The organism is Veillonella rodentium (genome assembly GCF_900187285.1).
Classification (GTDB): Bacteria; Bacillota; Negativicutes; order Veillonellales; family Veillonellaceae; genus Veillonella; species Veillonella rodentium.
In genome coordinates, this window is sequence record NZ_LT906470.1 from 1,060,900 (window position 1) to 1,083,160 (window position 22,261).

Consider the following 22,261-nt stretch of genomic DNA (forward strand, 5'->3'; position numbering starts at 1 on the left):
CTTTATCCTTTATACCCACAATAGGTCATACATAAATCTCTAAATCGCCATATATCGCCTTTACTGCTGCGACTGTCAAGTATAATCTCGTACAGCCCCTTCAGTAAGGCACGTAATGCCTTAATCGATATACGTGAACTCGCTTCATAGGCCAGCTTGATCGGATACGGCTTAAAAGACGAATTATTATCCTTACATAGATTTTCGACAGCTTTTACGGACATGCCGGCCTGACGACATTCGCTGACGAGCAGCTGAAGACGTAATTGACCTTCAATATAGCTCATGGCGCGGTCCAGTTCCTTATAACTGAACATAAACGGAAACAGCTCCAATAAGGTATTGACATCGCGTTTCAATAACGCTTCCTTAAAAGCGAAAATATTTTTTGCTCCGTAGTCACTGCTGTTTTCCTCAAGAAACTTTTCCGTAATGACCCGTTCACCCGTAATTTGTAAAAAATATCTGTCAAACTCGGTTCGCATAAAAGAAACCGGAACATTCTGCCACAGCTCTATGAGATGAGACACATATTCCTGTGCATCAGGAGTTAGTTTAAATCCCTGAGACGTGCAATATTGATGTATCCACATCACAAGGTCGGCCCCTTCAAGACGTTTACACTGATGATTGGAAATCCTCTCCAAAATCTCTTTATTCTGCTTGATTCGCTTGTCGATCATATCGTGATAGATAAGCACTATGGGATTATCACCTTTATAATCTATGAGTAGTTCATATAAAGGTGTCCATGCATCGCTATTTTTACCGCTTTTACGAATAATAGGCAGGTTTACAAGGCAAAATACCTTCTGATCCCCAAACAATGAATCCTCACAAAGTTGTTCACTGATTTTCTGTGGCCCCGCCTCATCATCGAGTACCACTACGGGAAGGTCCGGATATGTAGCGAGAAATTTTTGTTTTTCTTCTTCTATCAGCTGCGGTTCATCACCGTAGATAAGATAAATTTGCGCCATATATCCCCCTTTCACAGATGTACATCACCTATAAATTTATATCCTAATATGTGAATATGTTCATCAGACGGATCTACATCACGCATAGCGCCATGAGCGCTACCGAACAATATTTCACTGCGTGGAGCCTGAACGAACAGCTCATCGATGACATGAGACCGACTTGTTATAAAAACCGTATGAATCTCATCATTTAATTGTAGATTTTTTTCCGCTCTTTGTCCATTATATACCATAATTTGTGCCATATGATTTTGATATAGCACAGCAGATTTTCCATTACTGTGAAAGTATATAGCCTCCACGTCACGAGGCTTTACACCATAGGCACGAACAGCATTATAAATGTAATATTCATTGAGGGTCACCTTAATATTATCCGGTGCATCAATATATATAAATGCTTTCTCATGATTTGGCGTTATGCATAGCAAAACATTACACTGCTTCATCGGTATGTAATGAAGAATAGTATCTTTATGATATTGCATCGATATAAAGGAAAGTATATATGTAGAAATCATTAAGACAGAACAAAGAAAAATTAATTTTCCAGACCGATTCGTTTCCGGTTCTAATAAATAAGTAAAGACATAGAGGAGAACATAATATAAATAAACACAACAAGGCTCCATCATACCGATCCAGATCAAGCCGATATGACTATGACTCAGCAAATAATTTATATATAAGAAACTGCGCAATAAGAAGTCTATCATGTACCACAATAAGGGTATCGTCACAATATAACTGATTAATACGGTACAGACTATACACATGATAGCTATATCTAATAACGGCGCTACTATACAGGCCGCTATAATACCTACAAGGCTTATATAATGAAAGTAATATAACTGTAACGGCAATATTAATAGTTGCGCCGACAGGTATAGAACCACGGGTGCTTTCAACCACGACGGCAGCCATTGAATACGCTGATATAACGTGGTTCCCCATAACAGTAAACCGTAAGTGGCCCCAAAGGATAATTGAAAGCTCACATCCAGTACGGATAAAGGGTCATATATGATGCAACATATGGCACAGATACACAAAGCCTGTTTCGCCTGGTAAAAACGACCTTTTATATATGCAATACACAGTAGTAAACTCATCAATGTAGCACGTACCACCGGGGCACTGCCGCCGACAATAGCGCAATAAAGAATCGCCATACACACACCGACTATAAGACAGGTTCGTTTTTTCAGTCGTAAGAGACGTCCTATTCCGTAAACTAGTGCAAGAAGCAAGGCTATATGTGAACCTGATATAGATAGAATATGAATGAGTCCCGTATAGGCAAAACTTTTCATCGTTTCTTGGCCCAGTTCATTATAATGACCACCGAGAAATAACGCCTGAGCCAGAACTTTAGCGGTTCCTGTCATCTGTTGACCTATTTGCGTGTCCACAGACTGTCGCACGATGCCGCAACTATGCAAACACCATCGATGTACCTTGACCGTTACACTCTCTGCGTATCGAAATGTCTGAATATCCTGAATCGATGCTATGCGATACATAGCATCATACATACGCCCCGTCTGAAAATTACTGATATATCGACCACGCCAGTTAATACGCCCCTCTTCCTCCACCATAAACAGAGATTTCGGTTCGCCTGTGACGACGGCTATATCACCTAAGCATGGCTTTATTTCAGAATCTATCACCTTTGTATATACAGTTATGCCCCCTTTCCCCATTGTATATACATCCTTAGCCGTCTCTTTAAAGGGGTGGACCTTTTTAATCTCAATATCATATTTGTAATACGAAGTATCATGAAGAACCGTTTCCTCCGGTGCAGACGTAACGATTCCCAAGTATTCTCCTTCCTGATGTAAATAATAGGGTTCATACGCATTGTAATCCAGAATAACTCTGGATATATGCCAATACGCTACAAAACTGCTGACAACCATAATTATGATAGCTAAAAGAAAATGTCTGACGGAACATCCTTTCCATACCGTTTTCACCACTGTTATACACATGTATCCGGCGCAAACGGCCACTATGTAATACATATTCTGCAATATAACATAATGCTGTCCGTAACCTGATATGATGCCGCATATCATAGCGCATAAAATGAGATGAGCCCATATGCTATGGGTAATCATATGTGATGAGGGTATGTGACGCTTCTTATTGTCAAATCGTAATCTTGTCGTGAATTTTCTTAAACAGTCCTTCCCCAATTCCCTTCACCTCCTTGATGCCTTCAATGGACGTAAAAGGTCCCTTTTGATTACGATACTCCTCTATGCGTTTTGCCGTGGCGGGGCCGATTCCCGGCAATGTATCAAGATCTTTAATTGTAGCCGTATTGATATTGATTTTTTTACCTCTCAACAACATTTCAGGATTACCGTGAAAGTTAAATACCACATGTACATGGGCCCCTCCACTGACACTATCAGCCATATTCAGCGAATCCACATCGGCATACGGCAGCAATCCTCCTGCAAGTGTAATCAGATCACCTACCGTCGCATTATCTTCTATTTCATAAAGTCCAGGCGTAATAACGGCGCCGCTCACATAGGCAACAGGCTTATGGTTATTGTCTGCCGTTATCGTTGCCATCTCCTGATTAACTTCATCACCACCTGGCAATACATTGCCCCCATCTGTTATAATAGGCCATAGGAAATAAATTCCTACTAAAACACACAGGATTAATATAGGTATCATAAATCGTTTCAACCGTTCTCTCATAATGCACCTCCTATGTAAGGATTTCCTTATGAAAGAAAAAAATCCTGCCGGTGACACTATTGGTCACCTCGGCAGGATTTTCGCGATTGATATCGAATATAAGGAGGATTGTATGAATCAAGATACATTACGAAAATACGCCCGTACATTATTACAGTCCGGCGTTAATTTACAAGAGAACCAAACACTCATCGTTTCAGTAGATGTGGAAAATAAAGATTTTGCCGTCATCGTCACGGAAGAAGCGTACCGGCTAGGCGCTAAAGAGGTTGTAGTAAATTGGCGCTCTTCCCTGATTACACGACAACGCTTATTGCATGCAAAAGCGACTGTATTGGAGAATCCGGCTGACTGGATTCCTATATTCTATGAACAATACCTAGACGATAAAGCAGCCTTTTTATCATTAATCAGTGCAAATCCTAATGCACTTACAGGTATTCCGACCGAACGAATTTCACTGCAATCTCGAAATCTTAACAAGGTATTATCCTTCTATCATGCGGCGATTATGAATTCTACTGTCACCTGGTGCGTTGCATCCGTACCTACGGTACTATGGGCTGATTTATTAGGCTATAAGGGTACCGATGAAGAAAAAATCGACCAGTTATGGCAGACCTTATTAAAACTATGCCGTATCGAAGATATAGAGCCTAAAGATACGTATAAACATCATATGGCTAAATTACGTCATCGCCGTGAAGCATTAAACAAGCTGGATCTGAAAGCATTGCACTATACCTGTGAAAACGGAACCGATTTACTGCTTGAACTGCCGGAAGGCCATATTTGGCAAGGCGGTGAAGAACATTCCAAAGATGGCACTGTTTTCAATGCCAATATCCCGACAGAGGAAGTATTCTCGGCACCGCAATATAATGGCGTCAACGGTGTTGTATACAGTACAAAACCGCTCATCTACCAGGGCAATACGATTTCCGATTTTTCCTTTACGTTCAAAGAAGGCAAAATCGTGGAATATACGGCCAAAGATGGGCTCGATGTGCTGAAAGAATTAGTGGAAACGGACGAAGGTTCACTATATTTAGGTGAAGTCGCCTTAGTCGATCATTACAGCCCAATTAGCCAGTCCAACCAGATTTTCTATGAGACTCTATTCGATGAAAATGCATCCTGTCATCTAGCGATCGGTGCAGCCTATCCGACATGCCTCAAGGATAGCGACGGTTTATCAGAAGAAGAATTAAAAGCGCGCGGTTTAAATCATTCCTTAACACATGTGGACTTCATGATCGGTCATGAAAAAATGAACATCAAAGGTTATACACATGATGGACAGAAGATAGATATTATGGTAGATGGTCACCTGCAATTTTAATATAATAAACCCTATCTATTGAATGATATGAACCTCTCAAATGGATAATCCATTAAAAGGAAGTTATCATAAAAATATCAACAGATAGGGTTATTTATTTTATATCGTCGAATAATCAGTTATATCGTATCTTACAAAGTAATATTTAAAGTCCGTCCAGTAGCCTGATATTCAATGATATCTACACCGGCCGTTTTCAGCATGCGTTTAGAGGCTTTAACCTCCTTTGTATCCTTGTAGAGATCATCTCTATATATTACAGCCTTGATACCGCTTTGAATAATTGCTTTGGCGCATTCATTGCAGGGAAATAAAGTTACATAAATTTTAGAACCTTCTAGCGAGCCTCCACGATAGTTTAAAATCGCATTCAGTTCACTATGAACAGTGTAAAAGTATTTATTATCGTCCGCTGTCTCCCGTTCCCATGTGAAATCATCATCACTACAGTTTAACGGCATTCCGTTATAGCCGATGGACAAAATCTTGTTATCATTGCTTACAATACAGGCTCCGACCTGTGTATTCGGATCCTTTGAGCGTTGTGCCGCTAAAATGGCAACCCCCATGAAGTATTCATCCCAAGTAATATAATCACTGCGCTTTGCCATGCTTACCTCACTTAAATAAGCCCCCTTCTACCTATGTAGTTGGGGGCTTACATGTTTAAACAAATAGTATATCGTTATTTATTTTACAACGATATTTACGAGTTTACCGGGTACGTAAATAACCTTTACGATATTTTTACCTTCTGTAAATTCCTGAACACGGCTGGACTCTTTAGCCATAGCCTCTAATTCTTCCTTCGTTATATTTACAGAAACAGTTAATTTATCACGTACTTTGCCATTAACCTGTAACACGACCTCCACTTCGTCTACAACGAGAGCGGATTCTTCATATACAGGCCAGCTTTCAGTATGAATGGATGTAGTTTCCCCCAATTCATGCCACAATTCCTCTGTCATATGAGGAACAAACGGTGCCAAGAGAAGCAATAAGGAATGCGTCAATTCATTCGCCAATACACTATTGATGGACCCTGCCTTATCCTTGTGAGCATACATCGCATTTACAAGTTCCATAATAGCGGAAATCGCCGTATTGAAGTTGAAGTTGTTATCAAGGTCTTCCGTAACCTTTTTGATAACGCGGTGCAATTCACGACGCAATGCCACTTCGTCTTTTGTAAGCTCACCTGCATTATGTTTCTGGGCTTCCGTATGATATGCATCTACAATACGCCATACACGACCTAAGAAACGATACGACCCTTCAACACCTTGATCGGACCAATCGAGATCACGATCCACAGGCGCTGCAAAAAGGATAAACAGACGAGCGGTATCGGCCCCATATGTGTTGATGATTTCCTCAGGAGATACCACATTACCTTTGGACTTAGACATCTTGCTGCCTTCTTTAAGCACCATACCTTGTGTCAATAGTCCGCGGAACGGTTCATTTGATTCGATAAGACCTAAATCGTGAATAACCTTCACAAAGAATCGGGAATATAACAAATGCAGGATAGCATGTTCGATACCGCCGATATACTGGTCAACATTCATCCAGTAGTTAGCAATTTTCTTATCGAAAGGCGCCTTACCGTTTTTCGCATCCGTATATCTCAGGAAATACCAGGAAGAATCGATAAATGTATCCATCGTATCGGTCTCACGACGTGCGGGGCCTCCACATTTCGGACAGGTTGTATTCAGGAAGCTTTCAGACGTCGCCAACGGAGATACGGCGCCTGATTCGAATTTAACATCCTCAGGCAAAAGTACAGGCAAATCTTCTTCGGGAACGAGCTGTTCACCACATGTTTCGCAATATACGACAGGAATCGGCACGCCCCAATAGCGTTGACGGGAAATCAACCAGTCGCGAAGACGGAAATTGACTTTACCTTCACCGATGCCTCTTTCATGGAGGGCTGCGGTAATATTTTTACGGGCCTCTTCAGAGGTTTGGCCGTTAAATTCGCCGGAATTTACCAATATACCATCTTCATGATACCATTCCTGCCATTTTTCAAGGCTGTACGCTTCACCGTCACGGGCAACGACCTGTTTAATCGGCAAATCATATTTATGAGCGAACTCCCAGTCACGTTCATCATGTGCAGGGGAACCCATGACAGCGCCGGTACCGTAATCTACCAGTACATAGTTTGCAATCCAAACCGGTACCTGTTCACCGGACATCGGGTTTACGGCATAAGACCCGGTAAACATACCTTCTTTCGGAGCCTCTGTAGAGGTACGATCGATATCGCTCATGTTGCGCATCCGCGTGATGAATGCTTCCAGTTCCGCCTTATTCGGAGCCGTTTCAATCAAGCGTTCCACATAAGGATGTTCAGGGGCCAGCACGACATAGCTGACGCCGTAAATCGTATCTACCCGCGTAGTATATACGGAAATACGTTCATTAATGGACGGCACATCAAAAGAAAACTCAGTACCTTCGGACCGGCCGATCCAGTTTTTCTGCATCAACTTAACGCGCTGAGGCCAGTGATCGAGCGTATCCAAATCAGCCAATAGACGATCGGCATATTCGGTGATTCGCAAGAACCATTGAGATAAATCCTTTTTTTCCACCGGATTGTCACAACGCCAGCATGCACCGTCGATAACCTGTTCGTTCGCTAATACCGTATGACATGTTTCACACCAGTTTACTTTTGCTTCTTTTTTATAGGCCAATCCTTTCTTATAAAATTGTGTAAAGAACCATTGTGTCCATTTATAATAGTCTTCTTTGCATGTCGCTACTTCGCGGTCCCAATCATACGACAAGCCGAGGGCTTTTTGTTGTAATTTCATGTTCTCGATGTTATCAAGAGTCCATGTTTTCGGTGCAATACCGTGCTTGATAGCCGCATTTTCTGCAGGCATACCAAAGGAATCCCACCCCATCGGATGTAATACATTAAAGCCCTTCATTTTTTTGAAACGGGCTACAACGTCACCGATAGAATAGTTACGCACATGCCCCATATGCAAATTTCCCGATGGATATGGGAACATCTCGAGTACATAATACTTTTCCTTGGATTCATCATATTCTGTCTTAAAAGTATGGTTTTCCTCCCAATACTTCTGCCACTTTTTCTCAATATCTTGGGCTACATATTTTTCGTTCATGTAGGGCCTCCTAAACAATGGCAATCTTAACAATTTGCCGATTTCTAATTAATATTTTTATTTTACTACTTACTATGAAAGCAGTCAAACTCTAGCGTCTTACGACTTGTATCGCATCCTGTTCTAAGCGTTTCTTTTCCGCTTTGGCCTTGGCAGCTTCTTCTTTTGCTTTACGCTTTGCTTCTTTCTTAGCAGCTTTTTCCTTCGCCTTTTCTTCTAAACGTTGTTTATAGGCATCTACCTTTGATAATGATTTCTTCTCTGTTTTTACCGGTTCATTAACTATAGCATCAGCAGATTTAGGTACACCTTTTCCCAAATCTCTTTGCTGAATCATGGAAATGGTCGATTCATCTTCAAAACCTTTACGCCATGCTGCAAAACCGCCCAGGTTCATTTCTTTAATAAGGTCCAACTTAAATCCTAATGAAGTATTATCTTCAAACCAGATACGGTCATGACTGCTGCCTCTAGGAATCGATAAATAATACAGTTTTAACTGGTCATCCCATTGCATTTGATCTTTATATGCGGAAAAATATTGTGCTGTATTTCGCATAGGTAAGGTTTCAGCCTTGGCATATCCGTTTGTATCCCGCCATAGACGCATATAAAACGGAATACCGAGTACAAGCCTGTTCGACGGTATTTCATGAATCATTTTTTCCACATTTTTCCGCACCCATGGATAGCTTGATACAGGTCCGGCAAAGGTACTTTTTGCCCACGTTTCATCATATGCCATAAGAACCACATAATCTACCGTATCGGCAAAAGCCTTGCGATCATAGACCAAAGACCATTCAGGGCTGTTAGAGTAACCGGTTACATCAATAGATGATTTAATATTATACTGATGTAGATAACTCGACAAATACGCTACGAATTTTGTCAATCTCTCCCGGTCGACATAATTGATATTTTCAAAATCAAAATTATATCCGTCAAAACCATATATATATGCATATTGTACGAGATTATGGGCATATTTTTTCCATAATGCTTCATTTGCCAAAATACCGCTCGTAAAACCCGGATCAAATCGATTCGTAATCAATGGCCAGACGTGATAGCCATTCTTTTTATAGGCTTTCACATAGTCGATACTAACATTAGGGCTTGATTCGATACCTGTACTATGTAGTTTAAACCAGCTCGGGGAAATGATGTTATCTCCACTGGTGTTAAGTTTTGTTCGATACGGAGCCCCTTCCGTAGGCCACGGATCGAAAACCCAAGCTAACGGTGTTTGTAATGTATACGATTCCTTAACATCTGCCGTATCAGCACCGGGACTCAAAGTGATGCTGTCCTGATTCTTTGTATAGCTGACCCCCAACATCGCTGCACCGGATTCGATATCCACATAATTAGCTCCGTTAACCTTTGTTATCGGTAATTTAACGGGTTCCCCCACATTAAAAGGATTGATAAAGATCGTGTTACCTTTTAGTTCCAATTGAGGTACATAAACGGTATAGGATGTTTTATATTGATTCGTCTCATAACGACGTGTAGTGGTATTCAAATACTGATCCAGCGGTACCAAGACCTCCGCTTGCACTGCAGTAGTAGCTAATGCGGACAATACCAATGCTGTTAATGATCGAATAATTTTAGATTTACGGAACATTGAATCTCCTAACTCTAGTCTCTTTCAAAGAGCATAATAACAATTCTTATATTATACCATATTTATTTAGATTCACAGACATGTGTTGTCATCAGCACATATGTACACTATAATTTAAATTATACATTTTAAAAATATATAATAACGATAAAAGTATAAGGAGATTTATATGCATCAATATTTATTTTTTATTGGGGATTTCCCGATCAGAGCCTATGGAGCCATGTTAGCATTGGCCATCTTATGCGGAGCCTCTGTAGCCTATGTTTTACTAAAAAAAGACGGCCGCGGCTGGCATGAACACATCGTGGATTTCTCAATTACCGTCGCCGTTGCGGGGCTCATCGGAGCACGTCTCTGGGATGTGTTTTTTTTCGATTGGGATTATTACGGAAATCATCTTTTGGAAATACCCTTCGTTTGGCAAGGCGGCATGGCTATTCAAGGCGGTGTTGTCCTCGGTACGATTGCCGGTTACTGGTATTTACGAAAGAATAAGATCGATTTCTGGGCTTTCGGGGATATTTTTGCGCCGGCCCTTATCTTAGCACAGTCTGTAGGACGCATGGCCAACCTGTTAAACGGCGACGCCTTCGGCCATCCTACAGGGGGAAATTTCGGTATTATTTATCCTGAAAGCACCCTTGCTTATCGAACATACGGTAACCAACCATTATGGCCTGCAGAGGTATGGGAAGGACAAATCGATATTCTCATCTTTGTAGCGTTACTGTTATTCAGCTCGTTTAAACATGCTAAAGGGCAAGTATTCGTACTGTATGCCATCCTGTATTCAATTGCACGTTTCTGCCTGGAATTCTTACGCGGTGATTATGTTGATTTAACGCTCGGTCTTAAGTCGGCACAAATGACGAGTGTTATCGTTATCGTCATCAGTATTATCCTCTTCATCTATCTGGGATATTTGGAGAAAAAACAATTACTGGCTACCGAAACGGCTACAGTACAAAACACGAAGAAACATAAAAGGAAATAATGACAATAAGCCCCTCCGATGATAACGTAATATTATTATCGGAGGGGCTTTGTTTTTCTGTTATCTACAAAATATACTGTGACAAATCCTGATCTTCAACCAATGTGTTTAATCGATCTTCAACCATGGCGGCCGTAATGGTTACCTCTACAGGTTCAGGTGCCGGTGCATTGTAGGAAACATCCTGTAACAGGTTTTCCAAAATCGTATGCAATCTGCGAGCACCGATATCCTCCGTTTCATTATTGACACGATATGCCAACTCGGCAATCTTATCAATGGATTCGTCGGTAAAATGGATAGTTACATTATCAGCCTGTAATAACATATAGTATTGTTTTAACAACGCTTGTTGAGGTGTTGTCAAAATAGCCTTAAAGTCTTCCTTGCTGAGGCTGTTCAATTCTACGCGGATAGGAAAACGACCTTGCAGCTCAGGAATTAAATCAGACGGCTTTGACACATGGAATGCGCCGGCTGCAATAAACAAAATATGCTCCGTATTGACAGGACCAAATTTTGTAGATACCATGGATCCTTCTACAATCGGCAAAATATCACGCTGTACACCTTCACGGGATACGACGCCGCGTACATTTTCATTTCCTGCGGCGATTTTATCGAATTCATCGATAAAAATTATGCCCTCCCGTTCCGCCAATTTGATGGCTTCTTCGTGGACCTCATCCATATCAAGCATATCTTCCGCAATTTCCTCTGCAAAGATTGTTCGTGCATTTTTCACGGTAGTGGTCCGCTTTTTCATACGTTTCGGCATCATGGCATTCAACATATCCTGAATGTTATTCGCCATATCCTCCTGACTCGTTCCGGCCCCGATACCGGCCACATTTTTCTGTTGATCCCGAACCTCTATAGTGATTTCCTTATCATCTAACAGTCCGCCGGAAATTTGCTTTAATAAGGTTTCCCGTTCGTCCGCCTTACTTTCAGGCTTTATATCAGCTTTAGACTCAGACTTCTCTTCATTATTATTAAACAGCATTTCCAACGGATTAGTAAATTTCTTTCCCCCTCCGGATGAGGGCAATAAGATATCTACCAAACGTTGATTAGCAAGCCTGGTCGCCTTTACATGATTTTTTGCCTTTTTATCTTCTTTCACCATACGAATGGAGTTTAATAAAAGGTCTCTAACCATGGATTCAACATCGCGGCCTACATAGCCGACTTCTGTATACTTTGTAGCCTCTACCTTCACAAAGGGAGCATGCATAATTTTAGCTAAACGACGAGCTAATTCCGTTTTACCGACACCGGTAGGTCCGATGAGAAGAATATTTTTCGGTACATATTCATCGCGGACTTCTTCCGGCAACTGTTTTGCGCGCCACCTGTTTCGAAGGGCGATGGCTACCATTTTTTTTGCTTCTTTTTGTCCGATAATATATTTATCCAACTCGGCAACGATTTGTTTTGGGGTATAATTATCTTTCATATTATGCCTCCAATTCTTCTACAATGACATTATGATTTGTATATACACAGAGATCCGCCGCAATATGCAGGGATTTTTCCGCAATATCCCGAGCGGACAGTTCCGTATTCTCCGCCAACGCGCGAGCCGCCGCCAATGCGTAATTGCCGCCTGAGCCGATAGCACAAATACCGTCATCCGGCTCAATAACTTCGCCATTACCGGAAAGAAGTAAAATTGTTTCTCCGTCGGACACGAGTAATAAAGCTTCCAAATTGCGCATCATCTTATCACTGCGCCAATCTTTAGCAAGTTCTACGGCACTGCGCAATAAATTTCCGTTATAGCTGTTTAATTTTGCTTCAAACTTATCAAATAGGCTGAAAGCATCCGCAACGGAACCGGCAAAGCCCGTAACGATTTTACCGTTATAGATACGACGTACCTTTCTAGCCGTATTCTTCATCACAACGGCTTGTCCAAACGTTACTTGACCGTCACCGGCGATGGCAACCGTATTACCGCGCTTTACAGCGCATATTGTAGTGGAATGAAATTCAGACATTCTAAACCTCCCCAATAACATGATAAGGCTCGAAAATTCATATTCACAAGCCTTATCATATGGTATTAAATTTGTTCCCGTTCTTTCAATAATGATAATTCATCAAGAGCACGACCTGCAATGAGAGCATTCTTTTCTTTTTTCTTACGAATTCTCTCCGGCCATGATTCCATTATACCAAAATTTATATTCATCGGCTGAAAATTTGAGCCTTCATAGTTTGAGATATATTGGCTCAGTGCTCCGCAAGCCGTAGTCCTCGGGAATTCTATGAACGGACGTTCCGAAATATATCGTTCAACCTGAAGCCCTACCATCAACCCGCTGGCAGCAGATTCCAGGTAGCCTTCAACCCCCGTCATTTGCCCTGCAAAGAACAACCTTGGTTCTTTTTTCAATTGAAAAGCATGGTTCAATAACTCCGGCGAATTGATATATGTGTTGCGATGCATCACACCATACCGAACAAACTCCGCATTTTCAAGTCCCGGAATCATGCCGAATACACGTTTCTGCTCGCCCCATTTCAAATGAGTCTGAAAGCCGACCAGATTGAACATGGTGCCTTCCTTATTCTCCTTACGCAATTGTACAACCGCATACGATTCCGCATTTGTTCTCTTATCTACAAGACCTACAGGCTTTAATGGGCCGTAACGCAATGTATCCTCGCCGCGACTCGCCATGATTTCTACAGGCATACATCCTTCAAAATATATTTCCTTTTCAAAGTCTTTCGGCTGCACCGCATCAGCTGTGATCAATTCATGCCAGAACACTTTGTATTCTTCTTCTGTCATAGGACAGTTAAGATAATCCGCATCGCCTTTATCATATCGGGAGGCCGCAAAGACCTTATCGTAATTTAAGGATTCAGCTGTCACAATCGGTGCCGCCGCATCATAAAAATAAAATCCCGTTTCACCGGTAAGTGCTTTTATCTTATCGCCCAATGTTTCAGATGTAAGTGGACCCGATGCAAAAATTACAATCCCCTCTGACGGAATATCTGTAACTTCCTCATAATGGACCGTAATATTCGGGTGAGCTTTTACCTTTCGAGTCACCATTCCACTGAATAAATGACGATCCACCGCCAAAGCCCCTCCCGCGGGAACAGCCGTAGCGTCGGCGCATTCCATAATGAGAGACCCTAATCGACGCATCTCCTCCTTTAAAAGGCCTACAGCGTTCTCTATATTGCCTGCCCGTAGCGAATTACTGCATACAAGTTCGGCAAATTGATCAGTCTGATGAGCAGGCGAACTTTTATGTGGACGCATTTCATACAGATCCACATGAACGCCGCGATTGGCTAACTGCCAGGCCGCCTCGGAACCGGCGAGTCCTGCACCGATGACGATAACATGTTTTGTATTCAATAGTTATTCCTCTATAGTGCTACCCGCAAAGAAGCTTTTATTTAGACTCCTCAGCAACGGGCTCACTTTTTTTCTTTCTAGTTTTCTTAGGCGGACGTGTAGGACATGACTCATTAGAGCAGAATTTCTTTGTCGTTCCGTTCTTATACGTTTTTTCGACCATAATCGATCCGCATGTATCACAGAAGTCATGTGTCGGTTTATCCCACAATGTAAAATCACATTGTGGATATCGATTACAGCCATAGAACAAACGACCTCTGCGAGACTTGCGTTCTACGATTTCCCCTTCCTTACACTTAGGACAGGTTACACCGGTTCTTACGGTGATTGGTTTTGTATTCTTGCACTCAGGGAAATTAGAGCATGCTAAAAATTTACCGTAACGTCCGAATTTATAAACCATAGGACTACCGCAGACTTCACATGTTTCATCACTCTCCATAGATGCGATTTCAACACGCTCCACATCATTGGCTTCCTCTAATTCTTTTGCAAAAACCTTATAAAAATCCGTTAATACCTTCAGATACGTATCTTTTCCGGATGCGATGGCGTCAAGCTCTTCTTCCAAATCACGGGTAAATCCGGTATTGATGATTTTTTCAAAATAGGCAATTAAAAAGTCTACCACGACAAAACCCAGCTCTGTCGGAACAAACTGCTTGTTTGTATTCTCCACATAGTTGCGGCTCACAATCGTATCCAGAATCGGAGCATAGGTGCTAGGACGACCGATGCCGAGTTCTTCCAAAGTTTTGATGAGGCTCGCTTCCGAATATCGTGGAGGCGGCTGTGTGAAATGCTGCTCCGGCAATACTTCAACGGTATGAACCGCATCATTCTTCTTAAATGCCGGCAATTGTGGAGACTCATCTTTTTTAGAGTCTTCATAAACGACACTGAACCCGGGGAACAATACACGGGTTCCCGTCGCTTTAAATGTATATTCATCATGAACTGAAAGTTCAACCGTTGTCGACTCATTCTGCTGCGGTGCCATTTGGCTTGCCATGAATCGATTCCAGATTAATGTATATAACTTGAGTTCATCGCGACTTAAAAACGGTTCCACCATTTTAGGTGTCAACTCGAGAGAGGTCGGACGAATCGCCTCATGCGCATCCTGAGCCGAACCTTTTGAACCGTATACATTAGGTCGGGATGGATAATATTCATCACCATATGTACGAATAATATAGTCCTTCGCCGCCACCTGCATTTCCTTGGAAATACGCGTAGAATCCGTACGCATATAAGTGATCAGACCTACATGGCCGTATGAGCCGATTTCCAAACCTTCATAAAGATGCTGCGCAATCATCATGGTCCGCTTAGCACCAAAATTCAACTTACGCACACCATCCTGTTGTAATGTGGATGTCGTGAACGGAGGTGCCGCTTTACGAGAGCGCTTACGTTTCTCGATATTCGTTACCACCGCATCAGCATCGCCGATAGCATCAACCACGGATTGTGCTTGATCTTCAGCGGTGATATCGATTTTCTCACCTTTAATATGTGTTAACTCTGCTTTAAAAGACTCTTTCTTTGAAGTTTCAAAATTACCTTCAATACTCCAGTACTCCTGCGGAACAAAGGCTTGAATCTCACGTTCCCGCTCGCAAATAAGACGTACCGCTACGGACTGTACGCGACCGGCGCTGAGACCTTTACATATCTTTTTCCATAAAAGGGGGCTTAATTTATACCCCACAATACGGTCCAATACGCGTCTCGCCTGCTGAGCGTCCACCATATTCATGTCGATAGTACGCGGCGCATTAAGCGCATCCGCTACAGCGGATTTAGTAATCTCATTAAATGTGATACGACACGTAGACGTAGGGTCCACATTTAAAATGTATGCTAAATGCCAAGAAATGGCTTCACCTTCACGGTCCGGGTCAGTCGCCAATAAAACAGCGCTGCTGTCATCGGCATAAGATATAAGCTCATCAATGACCTTTTTTCGACTCACCAAATTACTATACCGAGGTGTAAAGCCATGTTCGATATCGATCCCCATCTGCGATTTAGGCAAATCCCGTAAATGACCCATACTTGCTTTTACCACATAATTAGGTCCTAAAAATTTCTCAATGGTTTTAGACTTAGCAGGTGATTCCACGATAACCAGAACTTTACCTTCAGGATTATATACACGAGGTTCACGCTGTTCAGGGGGCATCGATGTTTGTAATACGGACTTATCCCGTACAATTCCAACAGGTTTCAGTGTTTCCTTGCCAATTTTTCCTGTTATGGTAGTACCTGTGCTTTTAGTTTTCTCTTTCTTCTTTTTCTCTGTACTTGCGCCAGCTGTTTTAGGCTCGCCAATAACGATTGATCGTTTAATGGACAAGTATATCACTCCTAGTAATATTAATATAGCCTCTCGGCGGATTATGCTCGATGGCACCCTCCAGTTCCAAGTCAAGCAATATAGGTTGTATTTGCTGTAATGGCATATGAGTTTCATGCAGTATATCACTGACAGTGATACATCTGTCAAACGGTATTACATCCAATACCTTACTCCTATCCAAATTACAGCTTAACACACCGCCCCCTTGTGTATCAACACTTTTACCATTATTTATAGATGTATCCGTATCTTGTGCTTGTGAAAGTTGTCCTGTTACACTATCTCTCATTATCAGGCCGTATTCCTTTACGATATCCTCAACACCCGTCAATACATGAGCCCCTTGTCGAATGAGCCACTTATTTCCATCCGCCACATGATCCAATAAATTACATGGTACGACAAATACATCACGCCCTTCGCTGTTGGCCATATCCGCAGTGATTAAGGAGCCGCTGCTGGCACGCGCCTCAACGACGATAACGCCTTTACATAGACCGCTGATAATACGGTTACGAGCCGGAAAATGCTTGGCTGAAGGTGGCGTTCCCGGTGGATATTCGGATAGGAGCAGGCCCCCCTCTTGTAACATGCGATCAAATAATTTCGCATTATCACGAGGATAAGCGATATCAAGACCGCATCCCATGACGATAATACCGTATCCATGTGCCGACAACGTGCCTTCATGGCTATGACAGTCGATGCCTCTTGCCCCTCCGCTGACGATAACCGCCACATACTTTGACAATTCTTTACCGAGCATACGAGCCACATTTCGACCATATAGGGAACATTTACGGGCACCCACAATACCGATTTTAGGAATGCGTTCATCCAGTAGCGCCCGATTACCTCGCATAAAAACGATGGCCGGCGGATTATAAATATGTCGAAGAATCTCAGGAAAATCCGCATCTAAATACGTTATATATGACATATGATATTCCTGAATTTTATCATATATGATTTGCAATCGTTCATCCTTGGCATTAGCGGAAATGCAGTTTATATACTGTGTTGTCATTGACGTAAATGACTGCAGATTACTAGGATTTTTAACCGCTTCCCATGCATCATAAGGAGTTCCGAATTTTCTAATCAGTTCACGAATGTGTGCAGAGCCTATATAATATAAGCTTTGAAGCCCTGCTATATAAAAATTATCCCCATAAATTCTAGTCATAATCGCTCCTACTGTTCACTGCGAAACATCATCGCCTCAGATATGTGTTTTTCTTCCACCTCGGGATTTCCCTCTAAATCAGCAATGGTTCTAGATACTCTCAGAATCCTGTCAAAGGCACGACCGCTCATATGAAAGCGTTCAAAAATAGTACCGAGTACATGCCATGCGGAATCCGTCACACTGCATAATTCCCGTATGGCTCTATGCGGTAATTGTCCGTTAGAGTTGAAAGGAAGCCCTTCATATCGTTTACATTGTAATGCTACGGCTTCAACGACCTGTTGGCGCATGCTTTCACTATCCATGGAGGAATACGTCGTATCCAGCATATGTTCTAATGTGGGCCGCTCCACAGGGATATGTAGATCGATGCGATCCATGATCGGTCCCGACAGACGCCGCTGATAATTATGAATGTCCGTTTGAGAACATAAACATTCCTTATACGGATCATTATAATATCCGCAAGGGCATGGATTAGCCGCAAAAATACAGATACAGTCGGCCGGATAAATATAATTCCCTTGCGACCGGTTAATCGTTATCGTCCTCGACTCCAGCGGTTGTCGAAGCGCCTCTATAACCTGCCGTTGAAATTCCGGCGCCTCATCCATAAAAAGCACACCGCCATGAGCCAACGTGATCTCACCGGGCTTCCCTGAGATACCGCCGCCCACCATACTCGCTACGGTTGCCGTATGATGCGGATGCCTGAACGGTCTCGTTTTTACGAGCCCTTCACCACCAAGTAATCCCAATACATCCTGAATCCTACTCACTTCAACTATTTCAGACCATGACATGGGCGGCAGTATGGTGGGTAAACGCTCAGCCATCATCGTCTTTCCCGCACCGGGCGGTCCCACCATAATACAATGATGATGTCCTGCGGCACTGAGCATCATAGCGCGTTTACCTAAATCCTGTCCGCGCACATCTCCAAAATCGACACCGTATTCTCCCATTACGGGCACATAGGACTCATCTGTATTTATAACGGGATTACAAATAACATCCGACTGTGATTGACCACCTTTGGCATGACTTTCAATTAAGGAAATAATCCCTTGTAGTGTGGAATCACTATGGACCGTCAAATTAGGTATAGCCTCTAAGGTACGTCCGTTAACAGGATTAGTATAGACCGTTCGGCAATTATTCTCCATTGCGGACAGAGCCATGGCAAGGGTTCCGTACGTTGTAAGAATTGTTCCGTCCAAAGCGAGTTCACCCATGCATATACACCGCTCGAACAGCGATTGTAAATTTTTCTTCCGCCCTTTAATCTGTCCGGATGCCAAAATGATACCTATGGCAATCGCTAAATCAAGGCCTGCACTGCTTTTTCGTATATTGGCAGGGGCTAAATTGACCACGATACGCCGCATAGGAAATTCATAGCCGCTGTTTTTTATAGCTGCCCGCACACGTTCGCGTGCTTCCTTTACGGACTGATTCGGCAATCCGACGATATCCAATACGGGCAGTCCCTGCGAAATATCGACCTCTACCGTTATGACACATCCTTCGATACCGTGCAGTGTTGCACCATATAGTTTTGCATACATAACCGTACCTCTCTTAAAAACATTGCGGTAAATAATGAATGGAACTTTGAAAGTCTTCATGCAGATACACTTCGATGACATCAAAAGAAATCTCTTTCCAGCGCCGCTTCTTTTGATATAAATCATATAAGTACAGCATGGCAGCTCGTTTTATATGCTTCTGCTTTTTCTTTGATACCGCCTCACGCGCCAAACCGAACTGCACGCCGCGACGCGCCTTTATTTCGATAAAATGATAGACCAAATCCTTTTTAGCAATGATATCGATTTCTCCCAATTTTGTACGATAGTTCGTTTCCACAATGGACAGCCCCATCTTTTCTACATAAGAAACAGCTACACGCTCTCCCCATTCACCGAGGGCTTTCGAATCGAGTTCATTAAATGACTTTCCGGTACTCATCGTTTGCATACTACCTCCTCAATCATTAACAACAATGCACAGTGATGTATTAAAAACTCATCATAATGTATCTGATGTGCAATTATCAGCCGTTATACATTTATATGTGTAGCGTAGAATGATTGACTCATAAAGTAAATAGAAAAGAGGTTCCCAATAGTCACACAGGTGACCATCAGGAACCTCTATACGGATTTTAACTATATACAATTTGAATTTATAAATCTATTCTTTTACCCAGCCTACAATTGATTTTATAGGCTCAAAACTTTTCCGATGAAGCGGTGTCACCCCTTGCTGTTCCACGGCTTCTTTGTGCAGTTCAGTGTAATAACCCTTGTGAATACCGAAACCATACCCCGGGTATTCCTCGTCTAAACGCTTCATATACCGATCGCGTGTAACCTTTGCAATAATCGATGCGGCCGCAATATTGGCGCTCTTGCTGTCCCCTTTGATAATAGACTCTACGGGAACAGTTAAATCAGGCAACTTCATGGCATCGACCACTACGGCCTCGGCCGGTACCGATAATGTGCGAACAGCTTCATACATGGCCTGACGGGTCGCTTCATAAATATTGAGTTCATCAATCTTTTCCGGACCATAAGAAACACAGCTTATCGCCACAGCCTCTTTCGTGATGATATCATATAAAGCCTCTCGTTTCTCTTCGGTTAACTTTTTCGAATCATTAAGGCCGGGAATAAGTGTCATCGGCGGCAATATAACCGCCGCTACCGTCACAGGTCCCGCTATAGGACCCCGTCCGACCTCATCCACACCAGCAACATGATATAAATCCTGATCATAGAATATGCCTTCATAATCATACATTCCCATAAGGCGTTGCTGTTCTTTCAGCTCTTTTTCCTGACGTTTAATATAAGCCGCGGCCAACTTCTGCACGGAACTGCGTGAATCCGCTTGAGCTAGCGGTAAAATATCCAAGGCTTTATCTGTTTCAAAAAGTGCCTTAATATCCTGTACCTTTAAATCCGATAATTCTATCTTATCCATTACGGGACCCCTCATTATCATCAGCATAATACGGTTCTTCATCGACCCTGTCCAGGGTAATCACGCCGAGTTTTCCGTTACGATAATCCTGTAGTATAATTCGACGCGCCTTGTCAAAGTCAACAATACCGCCGCTTACAAGACACCCGCGACGACGACCGATACTTTCAATAATCGTATCAATATCCGTCATCTCAGTCTCTTTTAATTTATAGCGCTCAACTAAAATCTGAGGTTCATTAGTTAAGAGATGCGTAATAAGTTGCTTGATGACATGCTCTAAATCATATACATCATCGGATATGGCCCCTGTCATGGCCAGACGAGCCGCCGCGCGCTGATCCTCGAGTTTTGGCCATAATACACCGGGTGTATCTAAGAGTTCCAGATTTTTACCGATTTTAACCCATTGTTGCCCCCGAGTGTGCCCCGCCTTATTAGCCGTTCTTGTAGCGGCAGAACCGGCCAAAGAATTTATCAATGTAGACTTACCGACATTAGGAATACCCAAAATTATGGTTCGTACGGAACGACTTCGAATCCCCTTTGCCATCCAGCGGTCGATGATAGGTTTACTGAGACGTTCCACTGTAGATAAGAGTTTCTTATTTCCCTTTCCTGACTTGGAATCAATGGAAAGCACGGTAATACCCTTATTCATAAAAAACTCGGTCCATTCCTTTGTAGCTTTCGGGTCGGCCAGATCGGCCTTATTCAATAGTACGATGTGCGGCTTCTGTCCGATTAATTCGATAATAACGGGATTGGCACTAGACCTTGGAATACGTGCATCAAGCAGCTCGATAACTACATCTACCTTTTTGATATACTCGGTAATCATTCGGGTGGCTTTCGCCATATGTCCGGGGAACCAATGTACAACAGGTGAATCTGCCATAGTATACCCTTTCTGTTTCTACGTATTAAATCAAATGCGATTATCAGAATCTTTCAATAATTACATATATGATTACTATATCTTAAAAATCATTCACATTAACTGTATGTTAACTGTATTATATATCAGCTGTATCTTAAATATATAGCATATTCGGTATTTCATCAAACGACATAACTGAATCATACGGATTTAGGCAAAAATAAAAGGCTGCCATCGGCAGCCTTTTAAGAACATTAGCGTTTTTCGCGAATACGAGCAGCTTTACCAGTAAGGTTACGTAAGTAGTACAATTTAGCACGACGAACAACACCACGACGCATAACTTCGATTTTAGCTAAACGTGGGCTGTGAAGCGGGAATGTACGTTCTACACCTACACCGGATGCAATACGACGAACTGTGAAAGTTTCACGTACGCCACCATTTTGACGTTTGATTACCAAGCCTTCAAAAACCTGGATACGTTCACGGCTACCTTCCACTACTTTTACGTGTACACGCACGGTGTCACCGGAGCGGAATGTAGGAATGTCTGTACGTAATTGTTCCTGTTCGAGTACGTTAATAATGTTCATTGTTTCCTCCTG

General features: G+C 42.4%; 18 protein-coding genes. 2 read left to right on the top strand and 16 right to left on the bottom strand.

Annotated features, from left to right (window positions below; all coding sequences use genetic code 11):
* Window positions 1-2: 2 nt before the first annotated feature.
* The 3 genes from holA to CKV62_RS04825 form a co-directional block, all read right to left on the bottom strand.
* The gene (gene holA / locus CKV62_RS04815) at window positions 3-980 is read right to left on the bottom strand and encodes a DNA polymerase III subunit delta (protein WP_095065942.1); all 978 of its coding nucleotides are present in this window, start codon (window positions 978-980) and stop codon (window positions 3-5) included.
* An 11-nt stretch (window positions 981-991) separates the two neighbouring features.
* Entirely contained in the window at window positions 992-3,016 is a 2,025-nt protein-coding gene (locus CKV62_RS04820; protein ID WP_231968289.1) for a ComEC/Rec2 family competence protein, read from the bottom strand.
* A 127-nt stretch (window positions 3,017-3,143) separates the two neighbouring features.
* Window positions 3,144-3,710, bottom strand: coding sequence for a ComEA family DNA-binding protein (locus CKV62_RS04825; RefSeq protein WP_095065944.1), 567 nt, complete (start codon window positions 3,708-3,710; stop codon window positions 3,144-3,146).
* A gap of 112 nt (window positions 3,711-3,822) precedes the next feature.
* Between CKV62_RS04825 and CKV62_RS04830 the strand changes: the two genes are divergently transcribed.
* A complete protein-coding gene (locus tag CKV62_RS04830; RefSeq protein WP_095066707.1) occupies window positions 3,823-5,052 on the top strand; it encodes an aminopeptidase in 1,230 nt (409 codons plus the stop codon).
* A 131-nt stretch (window positions 5,053-5,183) separates the two neighbouring features.
* On the opposite strand, the gene CKV62_RS04835 is transcribed toward CKV62_RS04830, so the two are convergent.
* The 3 genes from CKV62_RS04835 to CKV62_RS04845 form a co-directional block, all read right to left on the bottom strand.
* Complete coding sequence (locus tag CKV62_RS04835; RefSeq protein WP_038115121.1) at window positions 5,184-5,663, bottom strand: deoxycytidylate deaminase; 480 nt, start codon at window positions 5,661-5,663, stop codon at window positions 5,184-5,186.
* 78 nt (window positions 5,664-5,741) lie between these two features.
* Entirely contained in the window at window positions 5,742-8,210 is a 2,469-nt protein-coding gene (leuS, locus tag CKV62_RS04840) for a leucine--tRNA ligase (RefSeq protein WP_095065945.1), read from the bottom strand.
* 91 nt (window positions 8,211-8,301) lie between these two features.
* Entirely contained in the window at window positions 8,302-9,843 is a 1,542-nt protein-coding gene (locus CKV62_RS04845) for a glycosyl hydrolase family 18 protein (protein WP_095065946.1), read from the bottom strand.
* 169 nt (window positions 9,844-10,012) lie between these two features.
* On the opposite strand from CKV62_RS04845, the gene lgt reads away from it, so the two are divergent.
* A complete protein-coding gene (gene lgt / locus CKV62_RS04850; protein ID WP_095065947.1) occupies window positions 10,013-10,840 on the top strand; it encodes a prolipoprotein diacylglyceryl transferase in 828 nt (275 codons plus the stop codon).
* A gap of 64 nt (window positions 10,841-10,904) precedes the next feature.
* Here the strand turns inward: lgt and hslU are convergent, their stop codons facing one another.
* The 10 genes from hslU to rplS form a co-directional block, all read right to left on the bottom strand.
* Window positions 10,905-12,299 (bottom strand): ATP-dependent protease ATPase subunit HslU, encoded by a 1,395-nt coding sequence (hslU, locus tag CKV62_RS04855; protein ID WP_095065948.1) that lies wholly within the window; start codon window positions 12,297-12,299, stop codon window positions 10,905-10,907.
* Between the two features lies 1 nt (window position 12,300).
* On the bottom strand, window positions 12,301-12,843 hold the full coding sequence (gene hslV, locus CKV62_RS04860; RefSeq protein ID WP_095065949.1) for an ATP-dependent protease subunit HslV: 543 nt from the start codon (window positions 12,841-12,843) through the stop codon (window positions 12,301-12,303).
* Window positions 12,844-12,908: 65 nt separating this feature from the next.
* On the bottom strand, window positions 12,909-14,225 hold the full coding sequence (gene trmFO, locus CKV62_RS04865) for a methylenetetrahydrofolate--tRNA-(uracil(54)-C(5))-methyltransferase (FADH(2)-oxidizing) TrmFO (RefSeq protein ID WP_095065950.1): 1,317 nt from the start codon (window positions 14,223-14,225) through the stop codon (window positions 12,909-12,911).
* Between the two features lie 37 nt (window positions 14,226-14,262).
* On the bottom strand, window positions 14,263-16,590 hold the full coding sequence (topA, locus tag CKV62_RS04870; protein WP_095065951.1) for a type I DNA topoisomerase: 2,328 nt from the start codon (window positions 16,588-16,590) through the stop codon (window positions 14,263-14,265).
* Window positions 16,580-17,779, bottom strand: a complete 1,200-nt coding sequence (dprA, locus tag CKV62_RS04875; protein ID WP_095065952.1) for a DNA-processing protein DprA — start codon at window positions 17,777-17,779, stop codon at window positions 16,580-16,582. The genes topA and dprA overlap by 11 nt, the downstream gene beginning before the upstream one ends.
* Before the next feature lie 8 nt (window positions 17,780-17,787).
* Entirely contained in the window at window positions 17,788-19,350 is a 1,563-nt protein-coding gene (locus tag CKV62_RS04880) for a YifB family Mg chelatase-like AAA ATPase (protein ID WP_095065953.1), read from the bottom strand.
* A 13-nt stretch (window positions 19,351-19,363) separates the two neighbouring features.
* Window positions 19,364-19,762 (bottom strand): YraN family protein, encoded by a 399-nt coding sequence (locus tag CKV62_RS04885; protein ID WP_038115143.1) that lies wholly within the window; start codon window positions 19,760-19,762, stop codon window positions 19,364-19,366.
* Between the two features lie 216 nt (window positions 19,763-19,978).
* Window positions 19,979-20,773 (bottom strand): ribonuclease HII, encoded by a 795-nt coding sequence (locus tag CKV62_RS04890; RefSeq protein ID WP_095065954.1) that lies wholly within the window; start codon window positions 20,771-20,773, stop codon window positions 19,979-19,981.
* Window positions 20,766-21,671, bottom strand: a complete 906-nt coding sequence (ylqF, locus tag CKV62_RS04895; protein WP_095065955.1) for a ribosome biogenesis GTPase YlqF — start codon at window positions 21,669-21,671, stop codon at window positions 20,766-20,768. Before ylqF ends, CKV62_RS04890 begins: the two co-directional genes overlap by 8 nt.
* A gap of 236 nt (window positions 21,672-21,907) precedes the next feature.
* Complete coding sequence (gene rplS, locus CKV62_RS04900; RefSeq protein ID WP_038115149.1) at window positions 21,908-22,249, bottom strand: 50S ribosomal protein L19; 342 nt, start codon at window positions 22,247-22,249, stop codon at window positions 21,908-21,910.
* Between the last annotated feature and the right edge of the window lie 12 nt (window positions 22,250-22,261).

What these genes read in the sequence shown, in the direction of transcription:
- CKV62_RS04835 (WP_038115121.1), bottom strand. Translation starts at nt 5,663, where the DNA reads ATGGCAAAGCGCAGTGATTATATTACTTGGGATGAATACTTCATGGGG.
- CKV62_RS04830 (WP_095066707.1), top strand. Translation starts at nt 3,823, where the DNA reads ATGAATCAAGATACATTACGAAAATACGCCCGTACATTATTACAGTCC.
- rplS (WP_038115149.1), bottom strand. Translation starts at nt 22,249, where the DNA reads ATGAACATTATTAACGTACTCGAACAGGAACAATTACGTACAGACATT.
- CKV62_RS04825 (WP_095065944.1), bottom strand. Translation starts at nt 3,710, where the DNA reads ATGAGAGAACGGTTGAAACGATTTATGATACCTATATTAATCCTGTGT.
- hslU (WP_095065948.1), bottom strand. Translation starts at nt 12,299, where the DNA reads ATGAAAGATAATTATACCCCAAAACAAATCGTTGCCGAGTTGGATAAA.
- hslV (WP_095065949.1), bottom strand. Translation starts at nt 12,843, where the DNA reads ATGTCTGAATTTCATTCCACTACAATATGCGCTGTAAAGCGCGGTAAT.
- holA (WP_095065942.1), bottom strand. Translation starts at nt 980, where the DNA reads ATGGCGCAAATTTATCTTATCTACGGTGATGAACCGCAGCTGATAGAA.
- CKV62_RS04890 (WP_095065954.1), bottom strand. Translation starts at nt 20,773, where the DNA reads ATGGATAAGATAGAATTATCGGATTTAAAGGTACAGGATATTAAGGCA.
- CKV62_RS04845 (WP_095065946.1), bottom strand. Translation starts at nt 9,843, where the DNA reads ATGTTCCGTAAATCTAAAATTATTCGATCATTAACAGCATTGGTATTG.
- CKV62_RS04880 (WP_095065953.1), bottom strand. Translation starts at nt 19,350, where the DNA reads ATGTATGCAAAACTATATGGTGCAACACTGCACGGTATCGAAGGATGT.
- dprA (WP_095065952.1), bottom strand. Translation starts at nt 17,779, where the DNA reads ATGACTAGAATTTATGGGGATAATTTTTATATAGCAGGGCTTCAAAGC.
- lgt (WP_095065947.1), top strand. Translation starts at nt 10,013, where the DNA reads ATGCATCAATATTTATTTTTTATTGGGGATTTCCCGATCAGAGCCTAT.
- CKV62_RS04885 (WP_038115143.1), bottom strand. Translation starts at nt 19,762, where the DNA reads ATGCAAACGATGAGTACCGGAAAGTCATTTAATGAACTCGATTCGAAA.
- ylqF (WP_095065955.1), bottom strand. Translation starts at nt 21,671, where the DNA reads ATGGCAGATTCACCTGTTGTACATTGGTTCCCCGGACATATGGCGAAA.
- CKV62_RS04820 (WP_231968289.1), bottom strand. Translation starts at nt 3,016, where the DNA reads ATGTATTACATAGTGGCCGTTTGCGCCGGATACATGTGTATAACAGTG.
- leuS (WP_095065945.1), bottom strand. Translation starts at nt 8,210, where the DNA reads ATGAACGAAAAATATGTAGCCCAAGATATTGAGAAAAAGTGGCAGAAG.